The organism is uncultured Thiothrix sp., assembly GCF_937876535.1.
Lineage (GTDB): Bacteria > Pseudomonadota > Gammaproteobacteria > Thiotrichales > Thiotrichaceae > Thiolinea.
This window is the reverse complement of sequence record NZ_CALFHZ010000019.1, coordinates 140,141-165,046: the sequence shown is the minus strand read 5'-3', so window position 1 is coordinate 165,046 and position 24,906 is coordinate 140,141. Positions and strand designations below refer to the sequence as shown.

General features: G+C 45.9%; 17 protein-coding genes. 11 read left to right on the top strand and 6 right to left on the bottom strand.

Going from position 1 to position 24,906, the window contains the following annotated elements; translation table 11 throughout:
• Positions 1 to 10 precede the first annotated feature (10 nt).
• From lon to Q0230_RS11320, 4 genes are all read right to left on the bottom strand, one after another.
• Entirely contained in the window at positions 11 to 2,386 is a 2,376-nt protein-coding gene (lon, locus tag Q0230_RS11335; RefSeq protein WP_298610147.1) for an endopeptidase La, read from the bottom strand.
• Positions 2,387 to 2,389: 3 nt separating this feature from the next.
• Positions 2,390 to 2,794: an Hsp20/alpha crystallin family protein gene (locus Q0230_RS11330; protein WP_298610146.1), complete on the bottom strand. Its 405-nt coding sequence runs from the start codon at positions 2,792 to 2,794 to the stop codon at positions 2,390 to 2,392.
• 221 nt (positions 2,795 to 3,015) lie between these two features.
• Positions 3,016 to 3,639: a hypothetical protein gene (locus Q0230_RS11325; RefSeq protein WP_298610145.1), complete on the bottom strand. Its 624-nt coding sequence runs from the start codon at positions 3,637 to 3,639 to the stop codon at positions 3,016 to 3,018.
• A 362-nt stretch (positions 3,640 to 4,001) separates the two neighbouring features.
• On the bottom strand, positions 4,002 to 4,487 hold the full coding sequence (locus Q0230_RS11320; RefSeq protein WP_298610144.1) for a hypothetical protein: 486 nt from the start codon (positions 4,485 to 4,487) through the stop codon (positions 4,002 to 4,004).
• Between the two features lie 609 nt (positions 4,488 to 5,096).
• Between Q0230_RS11320 and Q0230_RS11315 the strand changes: the two genes are divergently transcribed.
• Positions 5,097 to 6,812, top strand: a complete 1,716-nt coding sequence (locus tag Q0230_RS11315) for a proline--tRNA ligase (RefSeq protein ID WP_298610143.1) — start codon at positions 5,097 to 5,099, stop codon at positions 6,810 to 6,812.
• A 19-nt stretch (positions 6,813 to 6,831) separates the two neighbouring features.
• On the opposite strand, the gene Q0230_RS11310 is transcribed toward Q0230_RS11315, so the two are convergent.
• Together Q0230_RS11310 and mobA are read right to left on the bottom strand one after the other, a co-directional pair.
• A complete protein-coding gene (locus Q0230_RS11310; RefSeq protein WP_298610142.1) occupies positions 6,832 to 8,625 on the bottom strand; it encodes a bifunctional molybdopterin-guanine dinucleotide biosynthesis adaptor protein MobB/molybdopterin molybdotransferase MoeA in 1,794 nt (597 codons plus the stop codon).
• Complete coding sequence (gene mobA / locus Q0230_RS11305) at positions 8,622 to 9,218, bottom strand: molybdenum cofactor guanylyltransferase MobA (protein WP_298610141.1); 597 nt, start codon at positions 9,216 to 9,218, stop codon at positions 8,622 to 8,624. The genes Q0230_RS11310 and mobA overlap by 4 nt, the downstream gene beginning before the upstream one ends.
• Before the next feature lie 201 nt (positions 9,219 to 9,419).
• Here mobA and Q0230_RS11300 point away from each other — a divergent pair, with 201 nt between their 5' ends.
• From Q0230_RS11300 to Q0230_RS11255, 10 genes are all read left to right on the top strand, one after another.
• The gene (locus Q0230_RS11300; RefSeq protein ID WP_298610140.1) at positions 9,420 to 10,205 is read left to right on the top strand and encodes a BPSS1780 family membrane protein; all 786 of its coding nucleotides are present in this window, start codon (positions 9,420 to 9,422) and stop codon (positions 10,203 to 10,205) included.
• 165 nt (positions 10,206 to 10,370) lie between these two features.
• Entirely contained in the window at positions 10,371 to 11,156 is a 786-nt protein-coding gene (locus tag Q0230_RS11295) for a BPSS1780 family membrane protein (protein ID WP_298610139.1), read from the top strand.
• A gap of 150 nt (positions 11,157 to 11,306) precedes the next feature.
• Positions 11,307 to 11,768, top strand: coding sequence for a DoxX family protein (locus Q0230_RS11290; protein WP_298610138.1), 462 nt, complete (start codon positions 11,307 to 11,309; stop codon positions 11,766 to 11,768).
• 47 nt (positions 11,769 to 11,815) lie between these two features.
• Positions 11,816 to 12,265 (top strand): hypothetical protein, encoded by a 450-nt coding sequence (locus Q0230_RS11285; RefSeq protein ID WP_298610137.1) that lies wholly within the window; start codon positions 11,816 to 11,818, stop codon positions 12,263 to 12,265.
• 322 nt (positions 12,266 to 12,587) lie between these two features.
• Positions 12,588 to 13,265 (top strand): S-(hydroxymethyl)glutathione synthase, encoded by a 678-nt coding sequence (gene gfa / locus Q0230_RS11280; RefSeq protein WP_298610136.1) that lies wholly within the window; start codon positions 12,588 to 12,590, stop codon positions 13,263 to 13,265.
• Between the two features lie 227 nt (positions 13,266 to 13,492).
• Entirely contained in the window at positions 13,493 to 14,863 is a 1,371-nt protein-coding gene (locus Q0230_RS11275) for an efflux transporter outer membrane subunit (RefSeq protein WP_298610135.1), read from the top strand.
• A gap of 9 nt (positions 14,864 to 14,872) precedes the next feature.
• Entirely contained in the window at positions 14,873 to 16,603 is a 1,731-nt protein-coding gene (locus Q0230_RS11270) for an efflux RND transporter periplasmic adaptor subunit (protein ID WP_298610133.1), read from the top strand.
• On the top strand, positions 16,600 to 17,322 hold the full coding sequence (locus tag Q0230_RS11265; protein ID WP_298610132.1) for an ABC transporter ATP-binding protein: 723 nt from the start codon (positions 16,600 to 16,602) through the stop codon (positions 17,320 to 17,322). Before Q0230_RS11270 ends, Q0230_RS11265 begins: the two co-directional genes overlap by 4 nt.
• A complete protein-coding gene (locus Q0230_RS11260; protein WP_298610131.1) occupies positions 17,309 to 18,520 on the top strand; it encodes an ABC transporter permease in 1,212 nt (403 codons plus the stop codon). The genes Q0230_RS11265 and Q0230_RS11260 overlap by 14 nt, the downstream gene beginning before the upstream one ends.
• Positions 18,521 to 18,791: 271 nt before the next feature.
• Entirely contained in the window at positions 18,792 to 24,830 is a 6,039-nt protein-coding gene (locus Q0230_RS11255; RefSeq protein WP_298610130.1) for an alpha-2-macroglobulin family protein, read from the top strand.
• The last annotated feature ends 76 nt before the right edge of the window (positions 24,831 to 24,906 follow it).

The window sequence follows — 24,906 nt, the reverse complement described above, 5'->3', positions numbered from 1 at the left end:
AATTGAGTGATTAGGCAGCAATAGAAAGCTCATTCGCTGCACAATCTAAGGCTGTGGCCATTGCATCCTCCACCTTTTCCATAAAGATAAATTGCAGTTGTTTGCGGGCATTTTCTGGCACATCTTCAATATCTTTACGGTTACGCGCAGGCAGCAATACGGTATGAATGCCTGCGCGTAAGGCGGCTAAGCATTTCTCCTTCACTCCACCAATCGGTAATACCAAACCTCGTAGGCTGATTTCACCCGTCATGGCGACATCGCTGCGCACACATCGGCCAGTTAACAGTGAAACTAAGGACGTGAACATTGCCACCCCAGCACTAGGGCCATCTTTGGGGATAGCACCAGCAGGTACGTGTAAGTGAATGTCGTGCTCATCGAATAGCTTAGAATCAATCCCTAAACTTTGTGCACGCGATTTCACTAAACTCAAGGCGGCTTGTGCACTTTCCTTCATTACCTCACCTAATTGTCCGGTAATGATCAACTTACCGTGACCAGGCATTTTGGTCGTCTCAATAAAGAGAATATCACCACCCACGGGCGTCCATGCCAAGCCAGTTGCTACCCCCGGAATACTGGTACGCATTGCCACTTCGCTTTCAAAACGCTTCGCACCCAAAATGCTGAGCACTTCTGGCTCATCAATTTGAATCGGGCTTGCAGCACCTTCAGCGATTTGCATCGCAACACGGCGCAGCAAAGCACTAATTTTTCGATCTAAGCTACGCACTCCAGCTTCGCGTGTGTAGTCACCTATCACACTGTGTAAGGCTGCGTCAGTGACAGTCACTTGTTCTGGTTTTAAGCCATTGGCCTCCAGTTGACGTTTGACCAGATAGCGCTTGGCAATTTGGACTTTTTCCTCTTCGGTATAGCCAGGTAATTCAATAATTTCCATCCGATCCCGCAAAGGCCCTGGAATCGAGTCCAATACATTGGCCGTGGCGATAAAGACCACTTGGCTTAAATCAAAGGGTTGCGCCAGATAATTATCACGGAAGGTATTGTTTTGCTCGGGGTCGAGTACTTCTAACAAAGCTGCTGAAGGATCACCGTGATAACCACCACCGCCTAATTTATCTATCTCATCCAACATAAAGACGGGATTGCGCGTACCTGCTTTGCGTAAGCCTTGAATAATATTGCCCGGCAAAGCCCCTAAGTAAGTACGCCGATGTCCACGAATTTCCGCCTCATCATGCACCCCACCGAGGCTACCACGCACAAATTTCAAGCCCATTGCATGGGCAATACTTTGCCCCATCGAGGTTTTACCCACGCCAGGAGGCCCTACAAAACATAGAATCGGGCTACGTCCTTGCGGATTCAGTTTGCGTACTGCTAAGTATTCCAAAATGCGCTGTTTGACTTTTTCTAGGCCAAAATGCTCGTCATCCAGAACCTGCCGTGCTTTAGCAATATCAATATTTTCTTCATCGACTTTGCTCCACGGTAATTGCGCAATCCAATCTAAATAGGTGCGTACCATTGAGTATTCGCCGGAGGAATCTTGCATTTGCTCTAAGCGACGTAATTCCTTGCGTGCATGTTCATCCACTTCTTTGGGGAGCTTCGCCTCCTCTAAAGCACTGCGTAATTCCTCAAGTTCAGCACTATGGTTGTCGTCTTCGCCCAATTGCTTACGAATCGCTTTCATTTGCTCACGCAACATATATTCGCGCTGACGTTCATCCATCGATGCTTTGGCTTTACTGTCGATTTCACGGGTAATTTTCAGCACTTCATGTTGTTTACGCAGTAATTCTGAAACCCTCTCTAAACGCTCGTTTAGATCAGTCACCTCTAAAAGTTGCTGTTTTTCCGCTGGAGTCATATCCATAAAATTGGCAATTAAATCTGCCAAAGCACCCGCATCACTAATATTTTGTAGGGTTTGAATCACATCGCTCGGCAATTGCGGTAATAGTTTAGCCACATCAATTGCTAAACCTTGCAAATAACGCCGCCGCGCTTCGAGTTCGAGATCATCGGATTTAGGATCGGGCATTAAACTTACCTTTGCCGTCAAATACGGCTCATCGTGGAGATAGTGCTGTACTTTAAAACGTTCTTCGCCTTGTACGACTAAATGGTGAGTACCTTCTTGAGTAGTGACATAGCGCAAGACATTGACCAGTGTTCCTACCGTATACAACTCGTCTGCGCTGGGTTCATCATCATTGGGATTGCGTTGGAGCATTAAACCAACGCGCCGATTGCTGCGCATGGCTTCTTGCACGGCACTAATCGTGGTTTCGCGTCCCAAAGTAATCGGGGCGATGATGCCAGGAAACAGTACGACATTGCGGGTTGGTAAAATCACTAATACATCTTCAGGCAGCTTAAGGCCGGCCTGTACGGCTTTTATTTCTTCAGTCATGGCTTAGGCTCCTAGTTTACGTAAATTGATTTGCAGACAACCATGCTGAAGCTGATGAGTGACGAGTTCATAGCGTCCTGCAGGCAAGATAATACGCCGTTCAAAACGCCCATAAGGCAATTCCAAACGATGAATTTGCGCGGCTCGAGCTAAAGAGGGTAAGGGGCGAAAGCCACTTACTACTAAGCTGCCGCCATTGAGATAGACCTCAATGCGCTGCGCATCAACACCTGGCAAAGCAATAGTTAGATACAAGGCTTCCGGTGTTTCAAATAAATCAATTGGTGGCTCCCAACTCGGCTGACGCACGGCATTAATGGGTCGAAAGAATTGCCGCTGTAAACGTTCAGCTTCGGAGAGCAGTTCACAAGCCTCGACCCACATCAAATGAATAGGACGGGATGACATTACTGGTTCTCACTGTAAGTATTATGTGGAGCTACCCGCTGTAACTCCTACTGATTTAGTCAAGTAATATGGGCAAGCTTGGGAATTTCAAGAGCAAACATTGATTAGAAGAATGGAACTGCTGGGTATGTTCGCGATAGAAAAAATAAGGTGAACTCTAAGGTAGCCGCTGCTAAAACTCTGCTACCGCCGGAGATGGTACAAACTTTGGAGCAAGATGTTTAATACTTGCCCTTTAAACTTTGGCAAAGGTCAACCAAGGGTCTAGCCTCATGCTTCACTAAGACATCAAATAAGCGCTGAAAGTTAGCCATTTGTACTGGATCACCCGCCGTTTTAGCTTCTTCAAATTCTTTCGCATAGAGATCATAAACACTCTTGGCTTTTTCGTCTTTACCAGAGCAGGCAATTTTCAGAATTTTACCTCGATCTTGAGTCGCATAATTACGTTGATCATCGGTGATATAAATCGTGTTAGGATCAGCGCCATGATCAAGGAGGCTTTGCAAAATATGATCTAAAGGCATTGTTGGTGTAGGGGGATACTCCAAGTCGGGGGGGAGTCCTAAACCAGAGTAGTTGCGACCACTACAGATGTTGAGGATGGGGAAATATTCTTCCCCTTTAGTTTTAAGGTTGGGGTTCGCTCCATATTTGAGGAGTATATCTAACATACTGGCATCACAAGCTTCATTAGCTTCCGCAATAGGGTAGCTACCCGCTGCATCGCGTTCGAGGTCTTTCTTGCCTTCATTGGGATTAGCGCCTGCTTGTAAAAGTCGTTCTAAGACTTGATTGCGTTTAGCCTCGCTTTGAACGCGGCAATGGGTAAGAAAACCAAGCATATTGGCGTGTCCTTCCTGAGTGTAGCATTTTAGAGAAAGCCCATGATTAAGATAGAGATTAATATTTTCGAAATCACACATGCCGATTGCATAGACTAGAATAGCCGGATCAATTTTTTCAATGGGTGTTGTATCTAATAATTCTATTAGATATTGTCGGCTTTGCTCACGGCTAAGAGGGAATGGATAATGTTTTTCTGTTTCTAAATGTCTCGTATAGGTTTGTAACTCAACAACCTTTTGAGTGGGAGTATTGTATTCATAAGGGTATCGAGTGGTTAATACCTGAATAGATGAACATTGAGATGAAGCAGATATCGAATTGCTTATTAATAGCAATGTCAATAAAACAATAAGTTTAATCATTTTTCGAGCTTCTTGATTTTTATATCCATTTGTTTTGAAAATTTTCTGTTGTCAGTATCAACTGTTGTTAACGTGTTTTTTGTTTTTTCTGCGTCAATCATTGAATAATGCTGCGCATTAATCGCAAAATCATGACCATTCTCAATGGTGTTATTAACAATCGACACGGGTATCGGTTGCTTGTCTTTAGGCGCTTTAGGGGATACGTTTCGATAAGGACTATCCGCTTCATGATGTACATTAATCGCCTGATACCAAGTACCATTACCTATTCTTAGATCATTATCACGAATGCTGCCACCTTTCGCATTCGTGACTTGGATACCATCTGCATGTTGGGCTAAGGTACCATCAGGCAAGGTAACTGCTGCATCAGGTGCATTGCTGGTCTTTGTTAGTTTCTCATAAGGGATGGGTTCATAGTTTGGGTGAATACTATGAATATGGTTGCTACTAATCGTGTACTGACCAATATTTTTCAAGATAATCCCATCACGCTGGATATTTTCAATCGTATTATTATCGATATTAATTTTTTGATTCGGAGTCTGCTCTAAAGGTTTATGGCTACTAATGCTAATACCATCGGCTACACCGGATAGGTGGGTGTTGGTGATGTTTATACTACCAGCAGCATTATCAATTTTTGCCTATAGCTCGGCAGTCGCATCTGAAGCTTCAACCGATTTTATCGTAGCATCGAGTAAGGGCTTTATAATACTTTCCACTGGTTTTTGTAAAAAGCTAGTGAAATTGTCAACCAGTGATTGTTGGGGGGGGGCAGTCCCTTAGTGGGATATATATCCTTCTTCGTAGAAATTCCAGCTAGTTGCATGGTTATAGTGCCTATTTTTTTAAATCCCTTGGTTTTTAAGCTTAGCTAATTAAATTAGCTTTAAATTTATCTGTAGAGCGGGTGTATGAAAAATCTGGATAGGCGGTAGGGGTCGCTAAGATCAGCGTTTTGGGTTTTTGGCTGGAATCCAAGGTCTACGCGCTGACAGCTCACCGATTCCGCGCTATTATGTTTCCACTCCAACCGCCTTCTGCGGTTTTGTTTTTTGCTGCATTTAATAACGGATTTTAAGTCGATGCGTGTATCTCAATTTCCTTTGTCCACTCTACGTGAGACGCCTGCTGATGCTGAAGTCATTAGCCATCAACTGATGCTGCGTGCTGGCCTGATTCGGCGCACGGCTTCTGGGCTTTATACTTGGATGCCGTATGGCTTACGGGTCTTGCGTAAGGTCGAAGCGATTGTGCGTGAGGAGATGGATAATGCCGGAGCTATTGAAGTCTTGATGCCAGCCATCCAACCGGCCGAGCTTTGGCAAGAATCGGGTCGTTGGGAGCAATATGGCCCTGAATTATTGCGGGTTAAAGATCGGCATGATCGTGAGTTCTGTGTGGGGCCAACCCATGAAGAAATCATTACTGATTTAATGCGTAAAGAGTTGAATAGTTATAAGCAACTACCGGTCAATTATTACCAAATTCAAACTAAATTCCGTGACGAAATCCGCCCACGTTTTGGGGTGATGCGTTCGCGTGAATTTATTATGAAGGATGCCTATTCCTTCCACTTGACCCAAGAATCTTTACAAGAAACTTATGACAAAATGTATGCGGCCTATTGCCGTATTTTTGAACGTTTAGGTTTAAGTTTCCGCCCAGTCGCTGCGGATAATGGTTCAATCGGTGGCAGCGGCTCGCATGAGTTCCATGTACTAGCATCTTCTGGTGAAGATGATATTGTGTTTTCAGATGGTAGTGATTACGCCGCCAATATTGAAAAGGCTGAGGCTTTAGCCCCTGCTGGTGTGCGTCCTGCACCGAGTCAAGAGATGCATCAAGTACATACCCCGAATACCAAAACGATTCAGGCGCTGGTGGATAATTTCAAGTTACCCGTTGAGAAGACCATTAAAACTTTAATCGTCGAAGCCTCTGCAGAAAGCGGTGCCAAGTTTGTCGCTTTATTGGTTCGTGGCGATCACGAATTGAATGAAATTAAAGCCGAGCAACAGCCCGAAGTTGCCGCACCTTTGCGTATGGCAACGGAAGAGGAAGTCCGCTCCATCATGGGTGCAGGCCCCGGTTCTTTAGGCCCAGTGAATTGCCCGATTCCAGTGATTGCGGATCGTACCGTAGCTGCAATGAGTGATTTTGGCGCAGGTGCGAATATCGAGGATTATCACTTTTTTGGGGTGAATTGGGGGCGTGATTTACCACTGCCACGTGTTGCCGATTTGCGGAATGTAAAAGCAGGCGACCCAAGTCCTGATGGTAAAGGTACTTTGTCGATTGTGCGCGGGATTGAAGTGGGGCATGTGTTCCAACTCGGCAAGAAATATTCTGAGACCATGAATGCCACTGTGCTGGATGAAAATGGCAAAGCACAAACCATGATTATGGGTTGCTATGGCATTGGGGTCACGCGCGTAGTGGCTGCTGCGATTGAGCAAAACTACGACGAAGCAGGGATTCTCTGGCCAAAAGCGATGGCACCTTTCCAAGTGTCAATTGTGCCCTTGAATATGCGTAAATCCGAAGCAGTCGCGCAAGCTGCCGAAGCTTTACATACTCAATTGCAGGCAGCAGGGATTGAAGTACTGCTCGATGATCGTGATATGCGCCCTGGTGCGATGTTTGCTGATCATGAGTTAATGGGGATTCCGCATCGCGTGGTGATTTCTGATCGTGGTTTGCAAGCAGGCAGCTTAGAGTACAAAGCGCGTAAAGGCGGTGAGGCTGAGCAAGTGCCAAGCGCTGAGATTCTTAGTTTCTTACAAGCTAAACTCGCTTAAGTGCTTAAAGTGCAGTCTTTTAAGATCTAAAAGGCTGCACTTTTACCCAGTCCCCTTGCTCCACGCCCGCATTTGCTTCATCCAAAATAATGTAGCAATTAGCTCGACTCATCGACATCAAAATGCCCGAGCCTTGTGCCCCAGTTGTGCGTACCGTCAGTCCACCAGCTGGATCTTGCTCGTAAATAGCTCGTAAGAACTCAGTGCGCCCTGGTTTCTTTTTAAGCTTTTGTGCGGAGCGTGCTTGTACAACCAAAGGTTGATACTCGGTTTCTCCGGCTAAATACAGTAAAGCTGGTTGCACAATTTGCTGGAAGGTCACCATCACCGCGACTGGATTGCCAGGCAAACCAAAAAACAGCGTTTCACCTAAGCGACCAAAGGCGAGGGGTCGACCGGGTTTAATCGCTATTTTCCAAAAACTAATTTCGCCTAATTGATCGAGAATATGTTTGGTATAGTCCGCTTCTCCCACCGAAACGCCCCCTGAAGTAATCACTACATCAGCACTCTCAGCCGCCATTTTGAAGGCAGCTTGTAAAGCTTCCGGTTCATCCTTGACCACGCCTAAATCCACTACATCTAGGCCTAAGTTTTTGAGCATCCCAAACAAGGTGTAGCGATTACTGTCATACACGCAGCCTTTATCTAAAGATTCGCCAATGGAACGCAACTCATCGCCAGTTGAGAAAAAGGCCACACGAGGGGTTCGATAGACTTTAACTTCAGCGATCCCTAAGGAGGCGAGCAAGCCTAAATCTGCTGGAATTAAACGTCGACCTGCTTCCAGAATAGCTTGGCCTTGAGCAATATCCTCACCTTCATACCGCACATTTTGGCCTTGCTGGTGTCCAGTACCGATTCGTACCATGTACTCGTTCACCAGTTCAGTATGTTCTTGCATGACTACCGTATCCGTACCCAAGGGCATGGGTGCCCCCGTCATAATGCGGATGCAAGAACCCGCAGGGCATTCAGCTTCAAAGGGATGACCCGCGAAGGCCGTCCCTGCAATGGGCAAGCTCTTGATGGCATTGGTTGGCAAAGCAGAACTCGCCAGCGCATAACCATCCATAGCAGAGTTCGTATGAGCTGGTACATTGATAGGGGAAATCACGTTTTCAGCCAGTATTTGGCCTAAGGCTAAACGCAGAGATTGCTTGATCACGGTTTTGATGGGTGTCATCGCTGCCATAATGCGGGCTTGTGCTTCCACCAAGGAAAGGCTTGATGGCTCACGCGCATCGGCACAGCTTGGGGCAGTACGTAGCTCAGTAACAGGTAAAGAGTGATGCCTGACCATCCTTTCCAAAATAAACTGTGCAATCATCGCGGGCTGCTGCAAATCGAGTTGGGTGATGCGCTCATTTTCTAGTTCAAGCGGAGTATCACTCGCAATCGCAATAATTTGTGGATCATTTGGAAAGAGTAACGGGTTACCAAGGGCAGGGCGGTGAAGTTCAATTTTCGGTAGAGTTTCGTGTTTGAAGCCTTCCACTAGAATCAGATCAATAGCGTTTTGATTGACCAGCGCTAAAGCAGATTTTAAGGAAACTTCAGTGGCTTCACTCTGTTCAAAGAGCACTGCCCGCGTTTTCTGAGAGGCTAAAATGACTTGCTCAGCACCAGCGGTTTGAAAACGAAAGGTATCTTTGCCAGGTTGGTCAAGTTCAACTGTATGATGCGCATGTTTGATGACTGCCACGCGTAAACCTTGAGCGCGTAACAACGGAATGAGCGTCGTAATCAAAGTGGTTTTGCCTGTGCCGCTCCATGCGCAAATACCAAGAATCGGAATAGATTTTGAACTCATAGGCGGCCTTCTTGTAGTGCTTGATAGTGGACAGGCGTATTTATATTCTTAAACATGATAGCAATATCACTACAGTTGACGGTAGCCATGCGCTGTTCTGCATACCAAGCGCGTAATTTACGCTCACCCCGTGCCAAAAAAGCCTCCAAGTTTGATAGCAAAGTGATAGGAACTAAAGCATAAGTAGGCTGTAGTTGCTCACCATCATGTGCAATGACTAATTCTGCTTGTGTGGTGTTCAAAACCTGCAACATACGCGCCGCAAAATCAGGTGCAAGATAAAAACTATCGCAGGGAATCGTGAGAATATATAGCGTTTTTACAGTATGCATAGCGGCTGCTAGACCGGCTAAAGGGCCTTGATAATCAGGGGCTTGGTCACTAATAACTGGAAAACCATAGCTTTGATAAATCGCCTGATTGCGATTGGCATTGATGATGATAGCGTCCACTTGTGCTTGCAATGCAGCAAGCAGATGTTCAATGAATGGCCGACCTTGCCATTCGATTAGCCCCTTATCTACGCCACCCATACGCCTACCTTGTCCGCCTGCGAGAATGACGCCAGTGACTTGTGTTTGCTTGATACTCATGCTTTGTAATCTAAACTAAATAAGTGCTTGAGCTTTAGTTTAACGGAAGCTAAGCAACGAAAACCTTATCACTCAACAGTGATCCCTAAATAAAAAATTAAATTTTGGATACTTAATGGTTGTATCTTGTCTAAGTTTATTAGGAATACCAGCTCGTTGAAGTTGGAGGGCTAATCACCTTACAGAACAGAGGTTATCACCATGAATGAAAACACCAACCCCTATGCACCACCGCAAGCCAATGTGAAATTAGCTAAACCTCTCGTAGTGGGGGAGTTATTAGCAACACCACGTTCTGTATCGGTGGGGGCAGGTATGGGTTGGTTGCTGCAGAGTTGGCCTTTGGTGAAAAAGGATTTAGGTATTTGGGTTTTAATTACCTTAACTTTATTGGCCTTTGAGTTGATAGCAGTTTTTATTCCTTTAGTGGGGAGTTTGATCCTGGGTATTCTAATGCCCGTTTTTACAGGTGGATTGTTACTTGGTATACAAGCCGCTGAAAAAGGGCAGCCTCTAGCTTTCGAAAGTTTGTTTGCAGGCTTTCAAACTAAACTTTCCCCATTAGCTATTTTAGGGCTACTGAACTTTGTAATTTTTCTTGCCTTGGTCATCGTGTTTATGTCGAGTGCAGTGGTAGTTGCAGTGGTGACTGGTGCTAGCCCCAACCCTGAAGATCAGTATGCCGGTTTATTGATCGTATTTTTATTCATTGCGGGTTTCTTGCTCTTTCTCGCCTTCTTCATTCTAACTTTTTTAATTTGGTTAGCTATCCCTTTAGTCACCCTCCACCATTTGCCGATTGCCGAAGCTTTAAAATTAAGCTGGACAGCTTCCCTACGTAATTTTTTCAGTTTATTCGTATTCGCCATCTTCGCGGCTATTTTAATTTTTTTAGGGGCTGTGCCTTTATTTTTGGGTTTATTAATCGTTGTGCCGCTGTTATATGTGAGTCTGTATAAGAGTTACCAAGCGTTGTTTTTGCAATAAGATTTTGACTATCTGCTATGCATTTTAAGTAACAAATAGGCGGCACTGGGTTAGCTACTCCTTCTATCTAGACTTCCTTTCAGCCTAAGTCCGATTTTTTGTAAGCTATAGAGGCGTTTATAAAAAATAAAACCTCTGTATAACAATATAATAAGGATTTTAAAAATGAGTGAAGCTGTCAATCCCTACTCCCCCCCCAGTTCCAATGTGAGAATGCCTGAGCAGCCAAAGTCTTCGGGGCAGTTAATGGCAGAACCACGTGCAGTTGGAGCGGGTTCTAGTATTACTTGGCTAGTGCAAGGCTGGCGTTTGGTTAAGGAGGATTTTGGTATCTGGGTCTTAATGATTCTAGCTGCGCTAGGTATTAACATTGTCCTAGGTTTTATTCCTATCATAGGTTCATTAGCATCTAGTCTATTGTCGAGTGTTTTTTTGGCTGGTTTCTTTATAGCAGGACGGGCTGCTGAGAATGGACGGTCTGTTGAATTCACCATGCTGTTTGAAGGTTTTAAAACTAATTTTGCACCTCTAGTAGGCATAAGTGCTTTGAGTCTCGCTCTCGGTGCAGTGGGTGGATTTGCTATAGGAATTGGCATGTATTTTCTCATTGCTAACCTAGCGTCTATTGATCCTACCCAAATTGAACAGCTTTATTCGAATACTTATTTCTGGGGAATGGTAATTATCGGTGCTATCTACTTTGCTTGGGTAGTGATGCTATTGTGGTTTGCTACGCCTTTAGTAGCCTTAAATAATGTGCCAGTTTTTAAGGCAATGGGTATGAGCCAAAAAGCCTGTTTTTATAATATCCTGCCTTTACTACTCTGCAGTATAATGGCCATAATTTTGTTCGCGATAGGTGCATTGGCCTTGTTAGTTGGTTTACTAGTCGTTTTACCGGTGTTAATGGGCGCTTACTACAAGTCTTATCAGCAAATTTTCTTGAAATAATTTCTCCTTAAATCTCTACAAAAAAGGCTCTATTTCAGAGCTTTTTTTGATATAGCCTCGCAGCCAACCAAACAATCTTTTGCATCCAAACCAAAGTTTTACGCGTATTAGTGCAGTAAGCAACACAACACTAATAAAGCGAGACAAGTTATGAAACCGATTACTCTAGCGGGATTTTTAATGGCCGATTGTTGGCCGCTAGATTTGCTCCTAAAGCCTTTCACCCTGTTAGCCTTGCGTTTGTATGTCGCTTGGATGTTTTTTGAGTCGGGTCGAGTCAAAATTGAAAGCTGGTTTAGTACACTGTCCTTGTTTGAAACGGAGTATCACGTTCCTCTATTATCACCAGAACTAGCTGCTTATTTGGCAACTGGTGCTGAGCTTGCGTTGCCGGTTTTGCTAGTACTGGGTTTGTTAACGCGCCCCGCTGCCTTAGGTTTATTTATCTTAAATCTAGTGGCTGTTATTTCTTATCCCTATTTATGGTCAATTGAGGGGGCAGGTGGCTTTTGGCAGCATGTGACTTGGGGTACGATGCTCTGGGTGATTTTTATCTTTGGGCCAGCTCAATGGTCGTTGGATGCGGTGATCAGTCGGTGCTGGTTTAAATAAATTTAGACTTGACGAGCAGGGCAGAGAGTATAGATTAACTCCCTGCCATGAAAACCCATTATTTAAAATCTTTCTTCACTGCAGTTACAGGTCTCTTAGCTCTTACTTCATTTGTGATGGCTTTATCAAGTTACACACGCTATTCCACGCTCGGGATTGATAATGAGCAGGTGTTTGGTGAACAGGTGAATTATCGCTATTATCGTATGTGGTGGCCGGGTAATGGTGCTTTGTTAATAGGATGGGGTGAAAGCTTTCAGACCTATGACCCAAAACGAAGCTACGATGTATTTGACCCAGCAGGTACCTTCTTTCGCAGTCCCCATAAACAACCACAAATCCAATCCAGCTGGAATCGTATTGGTTTTTGGTGGATTAATTCCCTTAACCCTCGTCAGATTTGGGTCGGTGTTCCGGCGATCTTGCCTGCTTTATTTTTGCTTGGTTTGTGGTGGGGGCTATTGAGAGTTTCTGCTAAGACTAAACCTCCAACATAAACTTAGGGTTAAAGTTTAAATTGGGGCGGTCTGGATAGCCGCGTGGATTACTTAAAACGCGACAGCGACCTAAGTGTTAATGGGTAATGGGCATGTTGCTAATTTTACTTGAAAAGTTGTTTTGTCCTTAAGCAAAATTTCTAGTGGCTAGCCTGAGCTGTTGAGGTTGTTTTAAAACTATACGCAAACCATCGCTTATTTTTCTAATGAAATGAATGTTCATTCTAAATTAGGTCTATACTCTATTCTAATCAAAGGTGCTCACCTTTGAGGTTCTATTGCTTGAGTAAGGGTTTTATTCAATCCGGGAGGAGAGTGAATCATGAGTTATTTCAGCAATTTATTAGCCGCTTTAGCTGGGCAAGCTCCAGAAGCGCCACCTGCGCCAGCTAGTACTTACAACCCACCACCTAGCACTCCCACGATTCGTTATAGTCATGTGAAACTACATCCACAAGTGGATAATGGAGTCACCAAAGCAGCCGCTGGTTTTAGTGGTGGTACTTTGAAATGTTTGTGTCCCACTAACAAAGTTGAAGTGCAGGTTTCCGCACAATCAGCTCACAATCATATTTGTGGTTGTACTCAATGCTGGAAACCTGACGGGGTTTTATTTTCACAAGTTGCGGTAGTTAGCAAAGATAAGCTTAAAGTCACTGCGAATGAGTCCAAACTGAGTATTGTTGACCCGAGTCAAACGATTCAGCGCTATGCCTGTCAAGACTGTGGCACACACATGTATGGACGCATTGAAGATACCAGCCATCCGTTTTATGGCTTAGATTTTATTCATACTGAGTTATCCGATCAAAAGGGTTGGGATCCGGTGAATTTCGCAGCCTTTGTGTCGTCCTTGATTGAAGCAGGTACTAACCCAGCGGAGATGGGAAGCATTCGTGGACGTATTCACGAACTAGGCTTAGAGTCTTATGATTGTTTGTCACCTGCTTTGATGGATGCGATTGCCACGCATGTAGCTAAGAGTAAACACCAAGCTTAAGCCCTGCCCAAAGTTTCTTAACCTTCAGCCTAGTAAATTATTGGGCTGGGGGCGTTTTTGCCAAAAATAATGAACATAAGCATGGCTGCTAACGACCCGCTTTAGCCATTTAAAATAATTTTAGGCAGATACATCTTTACATACTTTTACATTCCTCTAACCCACCTTTACAGCAATCTCAGGCAGACTAAGCCTCATTAAAAACTAGTTTAATGGCGGTTAAGTTTATGAGTTTGCGACTTCGTCCAGTGGTGCTAATAGTGTCAGTATGTTTGGCTTTAGCGGCTTGTGCGCCGATGACTGAAACCAACAAGACACCTGATGCAGCCGTACAAACCGCTAATAAGCAATTAACTACGGCAACAACCCATCGTGCCCCAATTCAAGCGGCGTGGTGGCAAAAATTTAATGACCCATTAATGACGGCTTTGATTCAAGAAGCTTGGCAAGCGAACCCTGATTTAGCTTCCGCCCAAGCGAGTGTGAAAGCGGCTCGCGCACAAGGTGTCATTGCGGGGGCAAGTTTATTCCCTAGTCTTTCTTCTAGTGGTTCAGCACGCACCGCTAACGGTTCAGGAACTAGCCTCTCGGCAGGGATGGATGCGAGTTGGGAATTAGATTTCTTTGGTGCGAATCGTCTAGCGAATTCAGCCGCACAAAGCGACGTGAAAGCCGCCGAAGCCAGTTATGAAGATGTGAAAGCCTCTTTAGCTGCCGAAGTCGCCAGTGCTTATGTGAATTTGCGTTTAGCACAAGCCCGTTTAGGCGTTGCTCAGCAAAATAGCAAATCGCGCAAAGAAACAGTCAATCTGACCAATTTACGCCAGCAAGCTGGTTTAACCAGTGGCTTAGAAGTCGAGCAATCCAAACTGAGTTTAGGCCAGACTCAAGCACAGATTCCAGCGCTTGAAGGGGCAGTTTCCCGTTCTAAATATGCCTTGGCTGTTCTCACTGGCAAAACCCCAGAGGCTTTAGACCAACGTTTAAAAGTGGCGAAACCAATTCCAAATGCTACTGGGCGTTTAAGTGCAGAAATTCCAGCCAATGCGTTACGTCAACGTCCGGATATTCGAGCCGCTGAATATCGAGTCGCAGCAGCAGGGGCGCGCGTAGGTGAGGCAAAAGCGAATCTCAACCCGAGCTTTAATTTAGGTGGTTCTTTAAGTCTGAGCGGCAAAAATCTAGGCGATTTATTGGATATTAATAGCTTAGCGCGTTCGCTATTGGCCTCGATCAGTGCGCCACTATTTGATGGTGGGCGCTTAAAGCAACAAGTGGTCGTGCGAGATGCGGCCTATGAGCAAGCCGTTGCTGCGTATCAAAAGACCGTACTCAGTGCTTTACAAGATGTGGCGAATAACTTTGCCACCCTTGCGGCCTTGCAAAAGCAACAACCGATTTTAGCGCAAAACCTGCAATTAGCGCGCAGTGCAGAGAATTTAGCACGTTTGAGCTACAACGCAGGGACGGCAGATTTCCAAAATGTTTTAGATGCACAGCGCTCGGTGTTGAGCGCGCAGGAAAGCTTATTGTCGGCACAGGCTGATTATAGTTTGGCGCTGATTAGCTTATATAAAGCCGTGGGAGGCTCTTGGTAGTTAATAATCATGACAAATACAACATCCACCAATGATTCAGTTAAAGCAGTCTTGGGCAAGCCTGCGGGTAAAAAGGGCGGTTTTGGCAAGACGTTAGTGACGCTCGCGATTCTTGCAGCCTTAGGAGGCGGTGGCTATTGGTATTCTCAACAATATCAAGCCAATGGCGGCGTAAAAACTGAAGCACCGGCTTATCAAACTGAAGCAGTCAAGCGTGGTGATTTGAATATCACTGTGACCGCGACTGGCAATTTACAGCCTATGAATCAGGTGGATATTGGTACTGAGCAATCGGGTACAGTGTCTGAAGTATTGGTTGATGCGAATGCGACTGTCACCAAAGGCCAAGTACTCGCTAAGCTCAATACTGATCAGTTGGAAGATAATATTACCAAGGCAGAAGCGGCACTAATCACCGCTGAATCTAAAGTTGCTCAGGCGAAAGCTCAAGTGACGCAAGCGGATGCGAATATTCTGAAAGCAGAAGCGAGTATTCAGCAGGCACAAGCGGGTGAGCGTCAATCTAGTGCGCAGATTCAGCAGGTGGGGGCACAAGTCCAGCAGAATAATGCGCAGCTCCAACAAGCGAATGCACAAATTCAAAGTGCAGAAGCCCAGCTGGCGCAAGCTAAAGCTAGTACAGCTGAAGCGCGGGCGAATCTCGGGCGTTTACAAGCTTTATACAAAAGCAGTGGTGGCAAATTACCGTCTAAAGCTGAATTAGATACCGCCCAAGCTGCCTTACAGCGTACTCAAGCGGCTGAACAAGCAGCTAAATCTAGCGCAGATTCTTCACGGGCAAATGCGGCAGCAGCTCGGGCAAGTATTTCTGCTTCACAAGCGAATGTCGAATCTGCGAAAGCTGGCTCAGGGGCTTCCAGTGCGAATGTATCAGGTTTGAAAGCCAGTGCCGCTGCGACTAAAGCTGAAAAGTTAAGTGCCCAAGCCGCACTTGAAGCTGCACAAGCAGGTGTGAAAGAAGCACAAGCGAATTTACGTTCTGCCCAAAGTGATTTAGCCAAAGCAACAATTACTTCACCGATTGATGGTGTGGTCTTAACGCGCTCTGTGGAGCCGGGACAAACGGTTGCTGCTTCTTTGTCTGCACCTACGCTATTTGTACTGGCAGAAGACTTAAAGCAGATGGAGCTGCAGGTCAGCGTGGATGAAGCTAATGTAGGGCAGGTCAAAGAAGGTCAGGAAGCAGAGTTCACTGTGGACGCTTGGCCGGGGCGGAAATATAAAGGCACGATAACTTTAGTCAGTTTAGGCTCAACCTTGACGGATAACGTGGTGTCTTATCTCACTAAGTTAAATGTAGAAAATGCTGATTTAACTTTGCGTCCGGGTATGACTGCGAATGCAACGATTAGTACGCAATCGCGTAAAGATGTGTTGTTAGTGCCAACAGCAGCTTTACGTTATAAACCGGCTAGCCCGGAAGATAGTGCTAAATCAGCAGGTACGGGTCAGCAATCCGGTGGCTTAGTCGCGCAATTAATGCCACGCCCACCGATGCAACAAACTCGGCAACGTAGCCAAGGACAGGGTCAAGGTTCAGGACGTGGTCAGGGGCGTCGAGGTGGTATGGGCGAGATTTGGATACTCAAAGACGGTCAGCCCACCGCGGTAAAAGTGAAAATTGGTTTAAGCGATAGCAAATCGACTGAAGTTTCGGGCGATGAGCTGACTGAAGGGGCTTTAGTCATCACTGGTACCAGCACAGGGAATAAACCATGACTAGTGTTGCTGAAAGGCTAATTGAGCTACGTGGCATTACGAAAACCTATGGTCAGGGGCAAGCACAATTCCAAGCTTTAAAAGGCATTGATCTGAGTATTGATGCGGGCGACTTTGTTGCGGTGATGGGGCCAAGTGGCTCGGGTAAGTCCACCGCAATGAATATTCTGGGCTGTTTAGATGTGCCGAGTAGCGGTGAATACCATTTTCGGGATGTGCAAGTCGAGCAACTGGATCGTAATCAACGGGCGCTGTTACGTCGCCACTATTTTGGTTTCGTGTTTCAGGGCTTCAATTTATTAGCGCGTACTTCAGCGCAGGAAAATGTGGAATTACCCCTGCTATATCGGGGTGAGTCTACTAAAAATCGACATCTGGCAGCGCGTGCTGCTTTAGATAAAGTGGGTTTAACCACTTGGGCTGATCACACGCCAGCGGAATTGTCCGGTGGGCAACAACAACGGGTAGCGATTGCCCGCGCGATTGTAACCAATCCTGTTTTGCTGCTAGCGGATGAGCCAACTGGTAACTTAGATACTAAACGCAGCCATGAAATCATGGAATTACTGGTTTCCCTCAATCGTGATCAAGGCATTACTGTTTTAATGGTCACGCATGAGCCGGAAATGGCGGATTATGCTAAACGTGTGGTGACGTTCGTGGATGGCAATGTCGCTGCAGATAAGCGGCAAGCGGGGATTGGCTATGTTTTGGAATAGTTTGCTACTCGCCATGCGTGAGATTCGCCGTAATTTATTACGCTCGTTTTTGACGATTTTAGGGATTGTGATTGGGGTTTCAGCGGTTATCACTATGGTGACGCTGGGTAATGGCGCTACCCAATCAGTGAAAGATCAAGTCTCCAGTTTAGGCAGTAATTTGTTACAGATTCGTACAGGTCAACGCATGATGGGGCCACCGGGCGGTGGTGGCGGTGCGCCAGCTTTTAAATTAGAGGATGTTGAAGCAATTCGGCACAATGTCTCTGGCTTAAGTGGAGTTGCTCCGCAAGTGAGTCGCACCGCGACGGTGGTTTCAATGGCTAATAACTGGTCAACCAGTGTGACAGGCTCAACCAATGACTTCTTCACGGTTGGTAATTGGAAATTAGCCTCTGGGCGGAGTTTCACCGAGCAAGAAGAGCAGGTGGGAGCCTCAGTCTGTATTTTGGGCGCGACGCTGTATAAGCAATTGTATGGCACACAAGATTCTTTAGGTGAAATGCTGCGGGTAAAAAACTTCTCTTGTGAAGTCATTGGCGTGTTAGCCGCTAAAGGTCAAGCCGCGATGGGGCGCGATCAAGACGATACCTTAGTCATGCCTTTACGCACGGTGCAAAGACGCTTAACGGGGAATCAGGATATTTCCACGATTCAAGTTTCAGTGCAGAACGAAAGTGACATCACCAGTGCTCAAGAGCAAATTGTGCAGCTCTTACGCGAACGTCGGCGGATTAATGAGGGCATGGATGATAACTTCAATGTAATGGATACCCGTCAGCTTGCCGATACTTTGTCTAGCACCACTAAAATTATGACCACACTCTTAGGTGCGGTCGCTTCAGTGAGTTTATTAGTCGGTGGCATTGGGATTATGAATATCATGCTGGTGTCGGTCACTGAACGCACCCGTGAAATTGGGATTCGCTTAGCGATTGGTGCTTTGGAGCGTGAAGTGCTAATGCAGTTTTTGACCGAAGCCGTGATGCTATCAGCCTTAGGCGGCTTGATTGGGATTATCTTAGCGACGCTAGCTTCGTACTTTCTATCTGGTTTAATGCAAGTGCCGTATACCTTCAATGCACCGATTAACTTAGGCTCTTTCTTCTTCTCAGCGGGGATTGGCGTCTTGTTCGGCTATATGCCGGCTAAGCGCGCCGCACGTTTAGACCCGATTCAAGCTTTGCGTCACGAATAGTCGCTGCAAATAGGCCACATAAAGCGCCCTGCAAGATTCAGGGCGTTTTTCTTTTCGAGCATATAATTTCTTATCAATAGTTTTTCCAAAAAAGTTTCGAATGAATAACTATCTGAACTTATTAAACCCAGTTATATTCTAAGTTAGCAAGTGCGAGCTGTTTGTGGTGCTAAGATCGTTTAGTGCCAATGTATCTCAATAAATAATATTAAAGGCAGATTGATTCATGTCCTTGCTGAAGAAAATAAACTTTATAGCGACTTGTATCCTCATGAGCATCACTAATTTACCCGCAGCGGAATTAGAGCCTATTCAAGGTAGTCCGAGCTTAACGGAGTTTCCCGCCCGTATTACTGAAGAACCCAGTAGTGCTAGCAGTACGGAGGACACCATACCTGTAGTCGAGGCAAAGCCACTCACGGATGCAGAAACTAGAAAACTCTTGGGTCGTCTACCGCCTTTACCAACGACTGCGGATGAAAGGCCCTTTGCCTTACGTCCTAGTAGTGAGCCACCCCCTAAGGTAGGAGAGACGCTTCAGCAAAGTTTCCCTCCTGCAGCAAATGCAGAAACAGCTCCTCCAACTCCCACGAAGGCTGGCCCTTTAACTGTGACACGCTATGCGCCACAGGGGGCAGTAAAAACAGTTCAGCAAATCAGCCTGTCTTTTGATCGCCCAATGGTTGCAGTATCCACGCAGAATCAGACAGTTGCTGAGTCAGTGCCTGTGAAAATGACGCCGACCATTGAGGGAACTTGGCGTTGGGCGGGTACACAAACTTTGCTGTTTGAGGCTAAAGGTGGCGTGCGTTTACCGATGGCGACTGAGTTTAAATTGACCGTTCCTGCTGAAACTCAGGCTACGGACGGGACTCGTTTAACTAAACCATTGGAGTGGAGCTTCAAGACGCCAACTTTGCAGCTTGAGCAAAGCTATCCAAGCGGTGATACCGTGGGGCTTACGCCAAATTTATTTTTAAGCTTCAACCAACGCATTGATCCAAAAGCTTTATTGCCCTTTATTCGAGCAGAGGCCAATGGCACACCAGTCAAGCTACGCTTAGCCGCCGTTGATGAAATTAAAGCGGCAACTGAGCTAGACGATCTAGTGAAAAATGCTACACCTGAACAGTATCTAGTCTTAAAGTTAGCGCAGCCTCTCTCACCAAAAACTAAAGTGACCGTGAAACTAGCAGCCCAAGCGCCTTCTGCGGAAGGGCCACGCTTAGCACCTGCTCAAACGCTCTATAGTTTCAGCACTTATGCGCCTTTACAGGTAGTAGAAAAAACCTGTGGCTATGAAGGTCGCTGCACTCGCTATGATCTGATTACCGTACAGTTTAATAATGAACTAGCACCAGAACAGGATTTAAGCAAACTCATCGAGGTTAGCCCGCAACCTGGTAAGTCCGTGCAAGCGAATGGTAATAGTTTATGGATTCAAGGGCCTTGGCAAGCCGATAGCACCTACACGATTAGCCTACCAGCTGAGTTAAGAGATACTCACGGTCAAACCTTAGGTAAGAAGCAAAGCTTTAACATCAAAATTTCCAAAAGCCCTGCCACCTTAAGTTTGGTGAGCAAAAATCTAGTGACGCTAGATCCAAGTCTGCCAGCACAATTGCCACTCTACACGACCAACTATCAAACCGTTAAGGTGACCATTCAAAAGGTAGAGCCTAGTGATTGGCCTGCTTATACTAATTTATTGCAAGCAATGAATAGTCGGCAAATTACGCCGCCTTTTAAGCTGCCCGGCCAGACGGTCAGTACGCAGCAATTAACTATCAAAGATCAAACCGATCACTTTGTCGTTACCCCGCTTGAATTAGGACAGTGGCTGAAGGCTGGTAAATTAGGTCATCTAGTTGTGTTGGTAGAGCCGGGTAAACCGAGTATTAAGCCGCGGCCGATTGATGGTGAACCACAACCCCAACTAGTTTGGGTGCAAGGTACACAGATCGGTTTAGATGCTTATGCTTATCCCGATCAATTACTTGCTTGGGCGGGTGAACTGCTTAGCGGTAAAGCCTTAGATAAAGTTGCTTTAAGCTTGCATAGCTCAGAGAGTAGCGAGGCGAATCAACAAGAAACCGATGCTCAAGGGTTAGCGAAACTCAAGTATTTAACTCCCGCCAGCAATATACCTGCGGTGAATTCAGTTATTCCAGATGGTAATAGCCCGACTCGCTGGTTAGAAGCAAAAGCCGGTGATGATGTCGCGCTCCTACCCGAGAGTGAATACGCTTGGGCAACTAATGTATGGCAACCTACCGCGCTAACGAATCAATGGCTTTGGTATGTGCTGGATGATCGGCATTTATATCGTCCGAATGAACAAGTGCATCTCAAAGGCTGGTTACGGATGCGTGATTCTAGCCCAGCTAGCCCTTTGACTCTGCCTAAAGACTTTGCAAAATTAAACTATGAAGTTCTAGATAGTGCCGGTAATAAAATAGCTAGTGGTGAAACGGTATTTACCGGTTTAGGGGGCTTTAATTTAGATTTTAACCTACCGGATACTCCGAGTTTAGGGACTGCTACGCTTAATTTGAGCGTGCCTAATCAGGCGGAATCGATAGTTTATAACCATAATTTCGAGATTCAAGAATTCCGGACTCCAGAATTTGAAGTCAAAACGGAGCTAACTAATGCGGAGCCTTATATTGGTAATGCCGCCATTCATTTAGCCGCGAATGCCAACTACTACGCAGGTGGTGGCTTGGCAGCAGCACCTGTGAATTGGAGTTTAAATGCTAGTTTACAAACGTATACTCCACCGAATCGGGATGAGTGGGCGTTTGGTTTGGTGCAGCCGTATTGGATGCGTTGGTGGATGCCACCCAATTCGAATGTTTCCGCTAATTTCCAAAGTAAAACCAATAGTGAAGGTCGCCAGCAATTACTGATTCAGCCTGAGTTGTCTAAATACGCTTTGCCCGTGTCGATGACCGCAGAAGCACGGGTTAGTGATGTGAATCGGCAGGAATGGGTGTCTTCTAGTACATGGCTGATCCATCCTAGTACGGCTTATGTCGGCTTGAAAACCGAGAGCTATTTTGTTGAGCAAAATCAGCCATTGAAGATTCAACTCTTAACGACCGATATTGAAGGTAAAGAGCTTGCCAATCTGCCGGTAGTGCTGGAGGCTGGCATCGCTGATTTTGCTAAAGACCCGAATGGTTCAGCTTTAAAAAATCCACAGCGTTGCGTGATAAAAACCGATGCCAAAGGCCTAGCTGAATGTGAGTTTAAAATGGCGGCTGCGGGGCAATATCTAATTACTGCAACCACTATGGATCAAGCAGGGCGGCGGAATATGAGCCGTATTACGCGCTGGGTTAGTGGTGAAACGGAAGTCGAAACTCCAACTGCAACCACGGTAGAAGCTCAACAGGTACAGATAATTGCAGACAAAGAAGCTTATGCACCGAACGAAACCGCAAAGCTGTTAATCCAAGCACCTTTCAAGGATGCTGAAGGTTTATTACTCGTCAATCATAATGGTTTATTAGCTGAACAACGTTTTAGCATCAAGGGGAATAGCCATATTTTAGAATTACCCTTGAAGTCTGAGTGGCTACCCAATGTGCAATTGCAGGTTGAGTTAACGGGTAAAGCGCCTCGTTTTGATAGCGATAAAACTAAGCCACTCCCAGAACGCCCGGCTTTTGCTACAGGTAATCTCAGTTTAAAAATTTCTAAAGCGGAACGAGTTCTTAAGGTAGAAGTTAGCCCAGAAAAAGAAACTTTAGCCCCTGCGGAAGAAACAGCGATTAATCTGAGTATTCAAAACCAACAAGGCCAGCCGGTTGCGAATGCCGAGCTTGCTTTAATCGTAGTGGATGAGGCAATTTTAGCTGCGGGTAATTATAAATTGGTTGATCCTTTGGATATTTTTTATCCGCTGGCTGAGGCTTATCCACAACCACAGTCTTTACGTTCTTCAGTTTTATTACCCAGTTTAAGCGAACTGAACACAGATAAGATGGATGCTATGATGCAAGCTGAACAAGCCAATGGTGGGGCTAGATTGGCAGCAGCTCCTGTAGTTCCGCTAGTAAAGGCTAAGGGTGCGTATCGAGGCCGACAACCGGTTGAGGCCAAAATGGTCATGTATGCCGCAGCTGATGCGGCAGCAAGCCCTGCATCCAGCGCGAATGCGGCCATTAATTTACGCACGAATTTTAATCCACTCGCTGCGTTTGTCCCGAGCTTGCAAACGGATGCTAATGGCAAAGTCAGTACCACGATTAAATTGCCTGATAATTTAACCCGCTATCGCATTATGGCTATAGCAGTGCAAGATGCGATTTATTATGGCAAAGGGGAAGCGCATTTAACGGCACGTAAACCGTTGATGATACGTCCAAGTGCGCCGCGCTTCTTGAATTATGGGGACAGCTTTGAGTTCCCTGTAGTGTTGCAAAACCAAACTGATCAAGCGCTACCCGTGCAAATTGCCTTGGATACCAGCAATTTAGAGTTGACTGCAGCCCAAGGGTATCAGCTTGACCTGCCTGCTAATCAGCGCGTAGAAGTACGTTTCCCCGCTAGAACTTTAAAAGCAGGGCAAGCGCATTATCAAATTGCCGCCGCAGCGAATGATTTGAGTGATGCAGCCAATGGCAGTTTGCCGGTTTGGACCCCTGCGACTACAGAAGCTTTTGCTACTTACGGTGTCTTAGATCAAGGCGCGCTTAGCCAACCGATTGAAGCACCTAAGGACGTGATTTCAGAATTTGGTCAATTGGAAATTACTACTAGTTCGACTGCTTTACAGTCGTTAACTGATGCTTATATTTATCTGCAAAATTATCCTTTCAGTTGTAGTGAGCAAGTTGCATCCCGTGTCTTAAGCACTAGTGCTTTAAAGGATGTCTTACAAGCTTTCCAAACTAAAGATTTACCTAGCCCGGAAGCGATTCAACAAAGTATGCAACGTGATTTAGCTTTGTTGGTACAACGACAAACGTCCGAAGGTGGTTTTAGCTTGTGGGATCGTGGGCAAGATTGGCCTTATGTTACCGCCCATGTGGTGCATGCACTGCTACGTGCGAAGGCTAAAGGCTATGCAGTGAATGAGCAGGCTTTAGCAGCGGGCTTGAACTATCTCCGTGAGTTAGATCAGCATTTTCCTAATGAATATTCCAAAGAGGTACGCGAATATATCACTGCGTATAGCTTATATGTGCGTGAATTGGCTGGTGATCATGATCGGGTTGGAGCTATTGCGTTACTTAACAAAGCGGGGGGTGCAGCTAAATTACCGAGTGAAGCCTTAGGTTGGTTATTAACGGTATTAGCAGGCGACACTACAGCTAATCAACAACGCCAAGCGCTCATGCGTGAATTAATGAATCGTACTACTGAAACGGCGGCAGGTGCTGCGATTAAGAGTGACTTGAATGCGGGTGGCTATTGGGTCATGCATGCTGAGCGTGCAGCCAATGGTATTGTGCTTGAGGCCTTAATTAAGGATCAGCCGCAGTCTGATTTGATTCCTAAATTAGTTAAGGCTTTGCAGTCTAAACGTACTCAAGGTCATTGGGGTTCAACCCAAGATAATGTGTTTGTGTTATTAGCTTTGGATAAATACTTTCAAACCTATGAAGAGCAAACCCCTGATTTTGTGGCAAAAGCTTGGCTAGGTAAGGATTTTGCAGGTGAACATAGTTTCAAGGGTCGTTCAACGGATAGCCAGCAAACGGCTATTCCTATGGATTGGCTGCTGAAAGGTGAGGCGCGTCGCGATTTAGTACTTGACAAACAAGGCCAAGGGCGCTTGTACTATCGCTTGGGTCTGAATTATGCACCGCAAGACTTAGAGCTGAAGCCTGCTGAACATGGCTTTACCGTTTCACGCAGCTATCGTGGCTTAGATAAGCCAGACGATGTGAAGCAAAATGCGGATGGCTCATGGCAGATTAAGGCCGGTAGTCGCGTGGAAGTTACTTTGACCATGCAAGCAAATGCTGAACGCTATCATGTGGCTTTAGTTGATCCACTACCTGCCGGTTTGGAGGCAGTGAATCCGGCCTTAGCAGTGAGTTCGCAGCAAGCCCCTGAAGAGCCTGAGCTTGCACCGATGCACTTTAGTTGGCTAAGCACTTGGTATGAACAGCAAAACTTACGGGATGAGCGCGTGGAAGCGTTCACTTCGGTTTTGCCAGAGGGTGTTTATACCTATCGCTATGTTGCCAAAGCCACGACGCCGGGCAGCTTCATCGTACCTCCGACTAAGGCGGAGGAAATGTATGCGCCAGAAACTTTTGGGCGCAGCGCTTCAACTAAAGTGGTGGTTGAATAGCCTTAAATAATATTTTGCTGCTTGGGTGAGGTTTGAGAGCCTCACCCTAAGTTGTGCCGGTTACTAGGGCAGTTGC

Excerpts from the sequence above, each read along its gene's own strand:
- Q0230_RS11295 (WP_298610139.1), top strand. The coding sequence starts at position 10,371 with ATGAGTGAAGCTGTCAATCCCTACTCCCCCCCCAGTTCCAATGTGAGA.
- Q0230_RS11275 (WP_298610135.1), top strand. The coding sequence starts at position 13,493 with ATGAGTTTGCGACTTCGTCCAGTGGTGCTAATAGTGTCAGTATGTTTG.
- Q0230_RS11290 (WP_298610138.1), top strand. The coding sequence starts at position 11,307 with ATGAAACCGATTACTCTAGCGGGATTTTTAATGGCCGATTGTTGGCCG.
- mobA (WP_298610141.1), bottom strand. The coding sequence starts at position 9,218 with ATGAGTATCAAGCAAACACAAGTCACTGGCGTCATTCTCGCAGGCGGA.
- Q0230_RS11270 (WP_298610133.1), top strand. The coding sequence starts at position 14,873 with ATGACAAATACAACATCCACCAATGATTCAGTTAAAGCAGTCTTGGGC.
- lon (WP_298610147.1), bottom strand. The coding sequence starts at position 2,386 with ATGACTGAAGAAATAAAAGCCGTACAGGCCGGCCTTAAGCTGCCTGAA.
- Q0230_RS11265 (WP_298610132.1), top strand. The coding sequence starts at position 16,600 with ATGACTAGTGTTGCTGAAAGGCTAATTGAGCTACGTGGCATTACGAAA.
- Q0230_RS11310 (WP_298610142.1), bottom strand. The coding sequence starts at position 8,625 with ATGAGTTCAAAATCTATTCCGATTCTTGGTATTTGCGCATGGAGCGGC.
- Q0230_RS11315 (WP_298610143.1), top strand. The coding sequence starts at position 5,097 with ATGCGTGTATCTCAATTTCCTTTGTCCACTCTACGTGAGACGCCTGCT.
- Q0230_RS11285 (WP_298610137.1), top strand. The coding sequence starts at position 11,816 with ATGAAAACCCATTATTTAAAATCTTTCTTCACTGCAGTTACAGGTCTC.
- Q0230_RS11260 (WP_298610131.1), top strand. The coding sequence starts at position 17,309 with ATGTTTTGGAATAGTTTGCTACTCGCCATGCGTGAGATTCGCCGTAAT.
- Q0230_RS11255 (WP_298610130.1), top strand. The coding sequence starts at position 18,792 with ATGAGCATCACTAATTTACCCGCAGCGGAATTAGAGCCTATTCAAGGT.
- Q0230_RS11330 (WP_298610146.1), bottom strand. The coding sequence starts at position 2,794 with ATGTCATCCCGTCCTATTCATTTGATGTGGGTCGAGGCTTGTGAACTG.
- gfa (WP_298610136.1), top strand. The coding sequence starts at position 12,588 with ATGAGTTATTTCAGCAATTTATTAGCCGCTTTAGCTGGGCAAGCTCCA.
- Q0230_RS11300 (WP_298610140.1), top strand. The coding sequence starts at position 9,420 with ATGAATGAAAACACCAACCCCTATGCACCACCGCAAGCCAATGTGAAA.
- Q0230_RS11325 (WP_298610145.1), bottom strand. The coding sequence starts at position 3,639 with ATGCTTGGTTTTCTTACCCATTGCCGCGTTCAAAGCGAGGCTAAACGC.